Source organism: Agathobaculum ammoniilyticum, assembly GCF_025567315.1.
Classification (GTDB): Bacteria; Bacillota; Clostridia; order Oscillospirales; family Butyricicoccaceae; genus Agathobaculum; species Agathobaculum ammoniilyticum.
Genome location: NZ_JAOQJE010000027.1, coordinates 1 through 11,300 on the forward strand (window position 1 = coordinate 1; position 11,300 = coordinate 11,300).

Consider the following 11,300-nt stretch of genomic DNA (forward strand, 5'->3'; position numbering starts at 1 on the left):
CGGATCACGGACAAGATCCTGCCTGTGGCCAAAGAGTGGCAGCAGCGGCCTCTGGAGTCCATCTACGCCGTGGTATTTTTGGATGCCATCCACTACCATGTCCGCAGCGAGGGGCAGATCGTAAAGAAAGCGGTGTATATTGCCACAGGCATTGATCTGGATGGCCGGAAGGATGTACTGGGCATGTGGGTAGGCGAAAATGAGAGCGCCAAGTTCTGGGCGACCGTGCTCAACGGCCTGCGGAACCGTGGTGTGGAGGATATTTTCATCGCCTGCACGGATAACCTTGCCGGATTTGATGCGGCTATCCATGCAACCTTTCCTCAAACCGAAATTCAGAACTGCATCATCCATCAGCTGCGCAATTCCAGTAAATATGTGTCCTACAAGGACTTAAAGGCGCTCATGGCTGATCTGAAGGCAGTTTATGCCGCCGTAGATGAGCAGGCGGCACTGGATGCCCTGGATACCTTCGGGGAGCACTGGGACCGGAAATATCCGAAAATCTCCCAGTCCTGGCGGGACAACTGGGCAAACCTGAGCACCTATTTCAAGTACCCTCAGGAGGTGCGGCGGCTGATTTACACCACCAATGCCATCGAGGGCTTCAACCGCCAGCTGCGCAAGGTGACAAAAGCCAAATCCGTGTTCCCCACCGACGACAGCCTGCTGAAAATGCTGTATCTGGCCATGATGGACATCACGAAAAAGTGGACCGGCCGGCGGCAGGACTGGAGTGTGATCCACGCCCAGATGGCTGTCTACTTCGCCGAGCGCATGCCTGAGTAATGCCGTTTCAGATCGATGGCAGAGGGGATATGATAGCTCCGCCTTGACATCCCGTCCCATTGGCGTTATGTTGTTAACAAGGCGGCAGCCGTTTTACCCGTCTGCCGCCCATGATAAATTTTTCTCTATTTGCACCGTTTTTGGCGGTTACACAAAATTTGGGATTGCCCCGGCCATTGAGTACAGTTGCCCGGAATTTGGCTCTCTTATTTTTGCTATTGTCAGCCAATAATTTAAAACCCATAGGAATGCTGCCTCTAGTGTGTTCACCGCCGCTGTCTGCTCTCCCCTATACCTTTGCGGCCAGCAAAGGGCACTATGTAGTTTTGGTTTTTGCTTTAAAAGTCCGGGCCTGTATGTTGTAATAATTTAAATATCGATACAGCGTAGCACGGCTGACTCCAAGTTGTTTGCAAGCTTCTTTTGTATCTCCGTTGCATTGAGAAAGCGCTTGCTCGATTTTTTCCTTCTGCGCGGTGTCTTCTCCGGAATATTGTTTTGGTTGTGGTGTTCGCGTGTTTGATAACAGATGCAGCAAGTCATCCGGGAGATGTTCCGGCAAAATTACATCGTTTTTCCCACTGCAGTAGTAGGCACGCAAAATCACATTTTGCAATTCTCTCACATTTCCGGGCCAAGTGTGTTGCTCTAGAATTCGCATACACTCCGGAGATATGATCTTGGACTCTCGTTCCCCTCTGCGGTTGATCTCCTCGATAAAATAGTTTGCTAAAAGAGGCACATCTCCAATCCGCTCCCGCAATGGGACAATGTGAAAAGAGAGCACATTGATGCGATAATATAAATCTTCTCGAAAATTATGATTTCTTACTTCTTTCTGTAAATCGCGGTTCGTTGCAGCAATGACTCTGATGTTTAAATTCTTTTCCGTTTTTCCTCCAATCCGAAAGATTCGGTGAGAGTCCAAAACGCGCAAAAGTTTGCTTTGGATTTCCAAAGGAAGTTCTCCGATCTCATCCAGAAAAATTGTTCCGCCATCAGCAAGTTCAAATTTTCCAGGATTACCTTGTCCAAGGGCTCCGGTAAACGCCCCCTTTTCATAGCCGAATAGTTCGCTTTCGACAAGAGAATGTGGCAGGGAGGCGCAGTTGACTGCAATAAACGGACCGTTTTTTCGATGGCTAGCACTGTGAATGGCATGGGCAAATAGCTCTTTTCCTGTTCCACTCTCACCCTCTAATAGCACCGTACAATTCGTGGCCGCTATACTCTCCATTGTCTGGATCGTATTCAGGATTTGAGGCGCTTGGGTAATGATGGAGTCAAATACATACCGAGCGCGGTTCCCCATTACTTGATTGGCCAGAGCGTTGATTGACCGGCTGCGGCGAAGGAGAAGGACTGCTCCCTCCGGATGCTGTTCAACCACGATTGGGAAAATAGAGATGTTGCAAGAAATATGATGCTCCCCCACAATCAGTTCTTCCTCTGCAAATGAGAAAGGTGCAATCTCTTTCTGTAAACGGAGCTGCAATTCTTCGTGACGAGATCCAAACCATGTTGAAATTGAATGACCCAACAAACTTTCTTTTTTCGCACGCAAAATTTGTTCTCCGCCCAGGTTGATTCGCTGGATGCATAACTCCTGATCCACCACCACAATTCCCTCTGAGATACTGGAAATTGCCGTGTCTACCAATCTGTAAGAATGTAACAGGGTAAGCTGATTTTCAATGGAAAAGGTCGCCAAAGCCACAAGCCCCAGGGTGTGAAGGGTTCCCGACCAGTCTTTTCCGGCCATATTCAACACACCGATTATTCTTCCGTCTCGATCATGGATTGGGGCTGCAGAACAAGTTCCATCATGCTGAGCCGCGCAATAATGCTCGGCACCATAGACCTGGACGGGAGAATCCTCCAGAACTACCAGGGTAATGCCGTTTGTTCCGATGTAGCGCTCCTGCCAACAGACTCCCAGAGAAAATAAACTTTCGGTCTCCATCTCAGCGTAGTATTCATCACCGCAAGAATAGAGCATATAGCCGTCTGGGTTATGGAGAGAGATCAAATTCTTAGTTTCCCCCACCAAGGAATGCATTTTTTCCATGATTGGCTTCGCAATGTCAATCAGAGTTTGATTGGCCGCCTGCAGAGAGTGAAGTTCAGGCCGGGATAAAATCGGAGCACGAAGAGGCTTCGTCATATCCACATGGAAGTCTCTGCTGCGCATCCAAGATGAAGCGATCATTGGCCTCACCTCTGGGGAAATTTCTCCGGTTTCCCGGAAAAGTGCCCATAGGTGTTTTAGATTCTGAAAATACTGCTGGTCCGTTGCATCTAACATTGCAAAACACCCCCTTTACAACATTATAAAGTATTTGCGCTACTTTGCAAGCAATTCTCTTCTTCTGACAGGAAAGCGGACGGGCAAAAAAGTCCCGTCCGCTTTTTGCCGATTTATTTATATTACAGAATGGATTTCAGATACTCTACTACCTCTGCTTTGGGCGATGGGCGGAAAGAATTCCCTTGTGTTCCGCCCTCATGTATTGCATATTCCGCCATGGAGTCCAGCTGTTCCTCTGTGACGCCATAGTCGGAAAGACGCCCAATGCCGATCGAGCGGTTGAACGATTGCAGAGAATCGCTGACAATGCGACCGATCTCCTTTGGGGCGGCTTGGGCCGGGATTTCGGCGCCAAGAATTTTACCGATCCTTGCAATGCGGTCAGGAATGACCTCGCTCACCGATGAGAGGGCATAAGGCAGAACCAGAGCGCATGCGGTTCCATGATGGACGTGACCATATACACCTACGCCGTGAGCTATGGCATGACCCAAATGAAGGCCGACCTGAGTAAACGCCTGTCCGGCCATACAGGAGGCGATCAGCAACTGTTCCAGTTCCTCCAGATTGCCGGGTTCTTTCATTGCGGCAGGCAGATGCTTTACAATCATCTCCATGGAAGCGAGGGCTAGCGGTTCCATCATAACATTGGCGGCTTTGCAGGTATATGCTTCTGCACTGTGGGAAAATGCATCCATGGCTGTGGCTGCGATCATGGAGGGAGAAAGCGCAGTCAGCAGTACGGGATCCAAAATAGCCACATCGGGGCCGGCAAAGGGATTGGCAAAAATATACTTGTAATTTGCTTCCTGATCCAACACAACCCCAATGTCAGTGCTCTCTGACCCTGTACCGCAAGTGGTGGGGATGGCAAACAGCAGGTTGCTGCGGCGGATCGGCTTGATTTGTCCCTTGCAGTATGCGATAATATCCCCGTCTACGTCCAACATGCAGGCAATTGCTTTGGCTGTGTCCATGGCGCTGCCCCCGCCAAAGGCGACAATAGCAGACACGTCATGTTCTTTGGCATAGGTGATGCCGCTGCGCACAGTCTCCACCGGCGCGTCAGGCAGAGAGCCATGGAAGACACAAGGTGTGAAGCCTCCGCTGCGGATGCTGTCCAACAGAGAATTCAATAACCCAAGGGAATAGGTTTTATTGCCGCACACCACCATGATATTTTTGCCTGCGCCCCATTGTTTTAAAAGTTCCCCGGTTTGATGAACACTGTTTCTTCCCGCCACTACGAAAGACGGAGCATGAAAATTAAATTCGGTTAACATAAGAATTCCTCCTTACAATAATTAGGGACCCGCTACAAAATACCTAGCATAAAAGCTGCCAATTGTGTCTGCGGACAAAGATGGACAAAACAAGGAAAAATAGAGGTGCAAGTACATCGAATTATGACAGATTCGGTAAAACAGATCCATTCGATTGAGAATTTTGAGAATTTTATTGTCTCACCATGAGAATTTTCTTGCGAAGGCTTATTCCATTTCGTGGGGAGACGTTTTTCAGCCCACTGGCTTTTGAGATGGACATACTGAACTCATCAGAACAGATCCATTTGATTGAGAATTTTGAGAATTTTATTGTCTCACCATGAGAATTTTCTTGCGAAGGCTTATTCCATTTCGTTGGGAGACGTTTCTCAGCCCACTGGCTTTTGAGATGGACATATTGAACTCATCAGAATAGCCAAAAAAAGAAATGGTTTTTTATCAAATGATCCAAATTTCACTGGTTTACCAGATGTTCAGGCAAAAGGTGTCCGTTATGGCAAAGCGATTGCTCACATTTTAGTCAGGCACGCAAAGCGTGACCAAATATAAGGAGTGTGGTTTTATGCTGACGCAAGCAAAAGAGCGGGAACTGCAGAATTTTGCCCGTGAAATTCGAATCCAAACCATCCGACAGATTGGGATTCGAGGATTTGGACACATCGGTGGATGTATGTCAATCGCGGATCTACTGAGTGTCCTGTATGGGGAGGACATGAAGTACGATCCCCAAAATCCTTCCTGGGAGGACCGGGACTGGTTGGTTTGCTCCAAGGGCCACGCGGGACCGGCCATCTATGCGGCACTGGCACTGAAAGGCTTTTTCCCGATGGAGTGGATGGAAACGTTGAACCAGCCCGGGACAAATTTACCCAGCCATTGTGATCGCCGGAAGACGCCGGGTATTGATATGACCACAGGTTCTCTGGGGCAGGGGCTCTCAATTGCAGCCGGCATCGCGCAGGCACACCTTTTAAATGAAAAAAAGAACACTGTTTATTGCATTATGGGAGACGGGGAGTCCCAGGAGGGCCAAAATTGGGAAGCCATCCTGTATGCGGCACAGCAGAAGCTGGGAAATCTTATCCTCTTTGTGGATGACAATAAAGCCCAGATTGACGGCTACGTTAGTCAGATTAATGAGATGGAGAGCTATGTAGACAAATTTAAGAGCTTCCACTGGGATGCTGTTGAGATCAACGGACACGACTATAATGCCATTCATGAGGCAATTCTAAATGCCAAAGCGGTTCAGGATAAGCCCAGCGCCATTATTCTGCACACCATCAAGGGGAAAGGCTGCACATTTGCCGAGCGCACCTGGTGCCATCATGTTGCTGTGTCCAAAGAGGATATGGAGGAAGCGCTTCAGGCGCTTCAAGCCTGATTTTGACAAAAAAAGGAGGAATATTTATGGGCTATCAAGTAATGAACAAGATTGAGATGGAGCCTTCCGGTCTGTCAGAGACTTATTTTCATACCATGATGCGCTTGATGGGTGAAAATCGTGATATCATGGAGCTGGAAGCTGACCTAGGCGTTTGCATTCTCGGCGGCGGATACAAAGAAATGGAACAGACCTACCCGAAACAGCTGTTCAACTGCGGGATTCAGGAAGCCAATATGGTCGGGGTCGCCTGTGGCTTGTCCGCGGTTGGGAAGATCCCCTTCTGTCATACCTTTGCACCGTTCTTGGCTCGCCGTGCCAATGATCAGATTTTTATTTCTGCCTGCTATGCAGGGTCCAATATTCGCTTGGTTGGATCTGATCCTGGCGTAATGGCTGCTTTCAATGGAGGTACGCATATGCCCTTTGAGGACGTTGCGGCTTTGCGCGCCTTCCCCGAATTGACAATTGTAGAACCCACCGATAGCGTGATGTTGGTCAACCTGATGGATCAACTGGCAAAACTCCAAGGTGCCTATTATATCCGTATGGCCCGCAAACCCATGGCCAGAGTTTATCAGGAAGGCTCTGATTTTACCATCGGAAAAGGCTGTGTGATTCGTCCGGGCTCGGATGTCACCATTGTTGCCACTGGAATGATGGTCGCTGAAGCGATGGAGGCCGCAGAGTTGCTGGCAGCCGATGGAATTTCTGCCCGTGTGGTGGACATGTTTACGATCAAACCCATTGATGAAGATCTTTTAACAACCTGCGCGCAGGAGACAGGTGCAATTGTCACAGCTGAAAATCACAACATTATTGGAGGCCTGGGCAGCGCAGTCTGTGAGACGCTGGGCAGCAATTGCCCTGTCCCTGTTGAGCGTGTGGGCGTCAAGGACAGATTCGGCGAGGTTGGCCCCATTGACTATTTAAAACAGGTCATGGGCCTTACTGCCCAGGACATTGCCGTGGCAGCAAAAAAGTCAATTTCCCGGAAATAAAGTCGGAAGAGAAGGAGAAAACACGCGATGAAAAGGACAAGAGCCGTATTGGTTGCGCCTAAGCAGTTTGATTTTATTCAGGAGGAAATCCCCAAGCTGAAAGAAAATGAAGTGCTGTACAAAACCATCAGTGTAGGACTGTGCCATTCTGACATCCCCGCATATCGCGGAACCAGCGCCATGGGCTTCGGAAACAAACATGGCTATGACGCAATGATCAAGAACCCTCAGTTCCCCATGGGAATTGGGCATGAGCCAGTATGCGTTGTCGAGGATGTAGGCAGTGCCGTTACATGTTTCAAACCGGGCGATTTGGTGACGGGCGTACTCAGTACCTGTATTGCGGATTACAATGTAGCAGCCAACGCACAAATGATCAAGATCCCGGAGACATCAAAGCCGATCGACGCCTGCCTGGGTGAGCCGATGATGTGCGTGGCCAACATTGTGCGTGCCGTGGAGCCGAAAATGGGAGACCGGATTGCTGTGATAGGGTGCGGTTTCATGGGGCTTATGGTTATTGCCGGACTGAAAAGTCAGGCTCTAGGCGATATTGTTGCCATCGACTTGGATGAAAAGCGCCTGGAAATGGCGGTCCAATACGGAGCGACCAAGACCATTAATCCTAAAAACGTGGATGTGGAGGATGTCTCGTTTGAACTGACCCACGGGAGGATGTATGATTGTATTGTTGAGATCACCGGGAGCTTGCGCGGATTGCAGACCGCTCTTTCGGTGGCAAAAATATCGGGCCGCGGCAAGATCCTTACGCCGTCTGTGTATTCTAAAAATGAGACATGGACAGAGGAGATGGCCTACAATATGATGTACCGTTCTCCCATTATCCATGTGGTTCATCCTTATTATACGAATGAATACATGCATACTCTGGAAATCGGAGTGGAAGCTTATGTCAAGGGTGTATTCCCCACAGAGGAATTAATCACCCACCGTATCCCATTCGAACGGGTTGACGAAGGCTTCCGGCTGCTGGATACGAACCCGCCCGGATATATTAAGGGGATTATTACATTTTAAGAATCTCGCAGATTGATGAAAAGAGGAATAGAAAGGAGAGTCCATGAAAGAAACTGAATCCATCCAAACTGTGGATACAAATATTAAGATTCCTTTTTGGAGAGCGTTCTGCTTTGGGTTAGGAGATTTCGGAAATAACTTTGTTTGGACCTTTGTGGGATCCTATCTGATGATTTTCTATACAGATGTATTTGGGATCCCAATGGCGGCTGTCTCCTTGCTGATGCTGATTGCGCGGGCATGGGACGCGATCAATGACCCGATTATCGGAAGTCTGTCCGACCGCACCAGGACCCGCTGGGGCCGCTACCGGCCTTGGGTGCTGCTGATGTCTTTCCCAACAGCAATCATTACGGTGCTGACGTTCTGGGCACACCCCGATTGGTCTGATACATCCAAGATAGTTTATATGTATGTGACATACGCTCTGCTGGTACTATGCTATACCGGAGTGAATATCCCATACAGCGCAATGACCAGCGTCTTGACTCAAAATACAGATGAGCGCGCGAAGTTGTCCACCATGCGAATCACCCTGGCCAACGTCTCTATCGCGGGGGTCGGAATTATCGTCGTCCCAATGGTTTCGGCCCTGGGCGGGGGGAACGACGCAATCGGGTACCGTTTGACCACAATCATTTTTGTGATTATCTTTATGATCTGCGCCTCGGTTGTGTTTGCGACGCAGAGAGAGGTTGTTCCTCCCCCGGTCAAACATAAATATCCCCTGGGGATACAGTTTAAATCAATGCTGGTAAACCGCCCGTTTTTGATTGCATTCTGCGGCCAACTGCTGTGGGGTTTCTTTGTCCACGGCAGAGGGTCCATGTATACTTACTATTTTAAGTATGTTCAGGGCGACGAAGGGTTGATGTCTCTATATAATCTTGTAGGACTTGTACCTCTGGTTGCGGGCTGCTATCTTTTTAAAGCATGGTACAATTTTAATGGCAACAAAGGGCGCGTCACCGCTTACGGCTGTATTGGAGCAGGTATCGCTATGATTCTTATGCGATTTACCTCACCTATCGGTTCGCCTGTCCCATTCTATGCGCTGTGTGCAATCTCTAAATTCTTTGAAGGGGTTTTGGCTTCTGGTATTTACGGCGTGATTCCCGACACGGTAGAATACGGGCAGCTGAAAACCGGGGTTCGAAACGACGGCTTTTTGTCTGCATTTATCTCGCTGGGAAATAAATTTGGCATTGCATTGGGCAGTGCCGGCGTGGCGGCCGCTCTGGCAGTTTTGGGGTTCCAAGCGAATGTGACGCAGACTCCTTTGGTCACCGGCACCATCAACAATTTCTTTACTGTAATTCCAGGAATCTTGTCTGTTCTCTGCGGAATTGTCTTCTTGTTCTACAAAATTGACCGAAAGACCTTCAATGATATTTTGTCAAAGCTGAACGACAAAGGGCAATCTAATGACCCAGCTCTTGATTAAAGCAAACTCGCTTCAACTAGATTTTTAGTCTCATAGCGGTCAGTCCGGCTCAAACGCTTCCAATTATTGGGGCGGTATTTGAGCCGGGCTGTTCGCTTTTGGAATTTCAGATCATGAGACCATATTGCGGCACGGTTTCGATTCCTGTATGCTATAATAAAGAAAAACTGATTGTATGGTCCAATCCTCAAATTTGTCTTTCTCAATGTTTCGGCAAAAATCAGTTTCAGAGCCTCCCATACTAGACCATGCTCTTTGCAAGCAAACAGTGGGTTCCACATGTGCAGGCAAAAAACGATAATATACTTGCGACAGGAGATGATGTCTATGCTACAATCGCAAATTCATTGCCAGCAACAAATCCTATCAGCCGAAATGAGACAATCACTAAAAATCCTGCAGTTACCAATGGCTGGACTGCAGGCAGAATTAATCCAGTTTGCAGAAGAAAACCCAATGGTAGATCTGGACCAATTCTATAAAGATTGGCAGAACGGGGACTCCAATTCGCTTATGACTTTTTGTGAGGATTTTTCCGGTTCCATTTTTGAGACCGTGATCCCGTCCCGTCAGGCGGCCAATGAAAATGATTCTGCTCAGATTGCTGATGGCGGTTCAATACAACATCAGGAAACCTTTTCAGAGTATGTGAAGGAACAGCTTCCACAAATTTTGAAATATCTTCCATTTCGCTATGCGACATGGTGCGAATACATCATTGACAGCCTGGACCATCGCGGATACCTAGACGAACCGCTCGATTTGTTGGCTTCCTTCATGGGAAGTTCAGTGGAAGAGGCAACGCAGGCTTTGTACGCTGTGCAGAGCTTAGATCCGACCGGAGTGGGTGCTCGCTCTCTGGAGGAATGTTTAATCCTCCAATTAGTTCACAGTCCCTATTTTAACAAATATACTCTGAACATCATTCAGGATTATCTTCCCCTTCTGGCGAAAGGAAATATAGAAAAAATCTCAAAAGATCTGAAGATTCCTTTTGCTGAAGCACAACGCTACTGTCAAGTCATTCAAGCATTTAACCCGATTCCCAGCAATGGGTTTTTGCAGTCCAGAGATTTGCCCGTCTATATAATCCCGGATGCTGCTGTGGAAATCCAGGGCCAGGAAATTACGGTGTTTTACAACCAGCGGGCTCTGCCTAAAATTGCTCCGCTCCCGGAATATCTTGCTATAATAGAACAGCAGAAAACAACAAAATTAGGTGCTTATTTAAAAGATCAAAATCATCGAATCATAAGGATGCAACAGGATCTGGAGCGACGAGAATCTACCCTGATCAAAATGATTCGTTTTATTTTGGACAGACAAAAAGAATACCTCTTGGGGCAAGTCCCAGCCCCCGTTCCTCTGTCTGTTCAGGAAATCGCCCAAGAATTGCACTTCCATCAAAGTACCATCAGCCGCGGCATCCAAGACAAGTATATTTTCTTTTCTGGACACACGGTTCCGCTTCGGGAGTTTGTAAGCGGCAAGGTAGGAAATGGAGCGCCCGTAAACAAAAGAATGCTGAAAATCTGTTTTGACCGCATTATAGACGCAGAAGATAAATTGCATCCTTTGTCAGACGAAAGCTTGCGTCGAGTGCTGTCTTCCATGGATATAGAAGTGTCACGACGGACGGTGACTGAATACCGAAAAGAATTCGATATTCCATCCGCGGCATATCGGAAACGGAAAGAACGATAAAATTCTGAAAAGGTGGAGATTCATAAACGCCTCCATAGGCCGATAAGCTGGAGGCCAAGTATCAGGAGACAGGCAGTCCCTAAAACAATATCTAGTATCTCCATTTTCTGACCGCCAAAAGTCCTGGAAAACAAAATAATAAAGTTAAAAGTCCGCAAATTGCAAGTGCAAGTTGGACACCTGCACGGTAGAAATTAGTTAAGGCAACACCGCAGAACACGCAAAAGGAAAGGCCCTGCGGGAAGATTCCACCCGGCAGGGGGGGCAATCCCAAATTTTGTGTAACCGCCAAAAGCGGTGCAAATAGAGAAAAATTTATCATGGGCGGCAGACGGGTAAAACGGCT

At 48.0% G+C, this 11,300-nt stretch carries 9 protein-coding genes; 6 read left to right on the plus strand and 3 right to left on the minus strand.

Translation table 11 applies throughout. The features are described from left to right. Positions 1–789: IS256 family transposase (locus tag OCV66_RS15065; RefSeq protein WP_147574616.1), on the plus strand; the 789-nt coding region annotated here is incomplete at its 5' end. 316 nt (positions 790–1,105) lie between these two features. On the opposite strand, the gene OCV66_RS15070 is transcribed toward OCV66_RS15065, so the two are convergent. Both OCV66_RS15070 and OCV66_RS15075 read right to left on the minus strand, forming a co-directional pair. Next, the gene (locus tag OCV66_RS15070) at positions 1,106–3,094 is read right to left on the minus strand and encodes a sigma-54-dependent Fis family transcriptional regulator (protein WP_147574617.1); all 1,989 of its coding nucleotides are present in this window, start codon (positions 3,092–3,094) and stop codon (positions 1,106–1,108) included. 122 nt (positions 3,095–3,216) lie between these two features. Next, positions 3,217–4,380 (minus strand): iron-containing alcohol dehydrogenase, encoded by a 1,164-nt coding sequence (locus tag OCV66_RS15075; protein WP_147574618.1) that lies wholly within the window; start codon positions 4,378–4,380, stop codon positions 3,217–3,219. 565 nt (positions 4,381–4,945) lie between these two features. Between OCV66_RS15075 and OCV66_RS15080 the strand changes: the two genes are divergently transcribed. The 5 genes from OCV66_RS15080 (at position 4,946) to rpoN (ending at position 10,954) form a co-directional block, all read left to right on the plus strand. Beyond that, positions 4,946–5,767 (plus strand): transketolase, encoded by an 822-nt coding sequence (locus OCV66_RS15080; protein WP_147574619.1) that lies wholly within the window; start codon positions 4,946–4,948, stop codon positions 5,765–5,767. A 26-nt stretch (positions 5,768–5,793) separates the two neighbouring features. Then, positions 5,794–6,768, plus strand: coding sequence for a transketolase family protein (locus OCV66_RS15085; RefSeq protein ID WP_147574620.1), 975 nt, complete (start codon positions 5,794–5,796; stop codon positions 6,766–6,768). A 27-nt stretch (positions 6,769–6,795) separates the two neighbouring features. Continuing rightward, the gene (locus OCV66_RS15090) at positions 6,796–7,806 is read left to right on the plus strand and encodes a zinc-dependent alcohol dehydrogenase (protein ID WP_147574621.1); all 1,011 of its coding nucleotides are present in this window, start codon (positions 6,796–6,798) and stop codon (positions 7,804–7,806) included. Positions 7,807–7,849: 43 nt separating this feature from the next. Beyond that, positions 7,850–9,250, plus strand: a complete 1,401-nt coding sequence (locus tag OCV66_RS15095; RefSeq protein ID WP_147574622.1) for an MFS transporter — start codon at positions 7,850–7,852, stop codon at positions 9,248–9,250. 327 nt (positions 9,251–9,577) lie between these two features. Then, a complete protein-coding gene (gene rpoN / locus OCV66_RS15100) occupies positions 9,578–10,954 on the plus strand; it encodes an RNA polymerase factor sigma-54 (protein ID WP_262564866.1) in 1,377 nt (458 codons plus the stop codon). Between the two features lie 91 nt (positions 10,955–11,045). Here the strand turns inward: rpoN and OCV66_RS15105 are convergent. Continuing rightward, positions 11,046–11,300: hypothetical protein (locus tag OCV66_RS15105; RefSeq protein WP_262564868.1), on the minus strand; the 255-nt coding region annotated here is incomplete at its 5' end.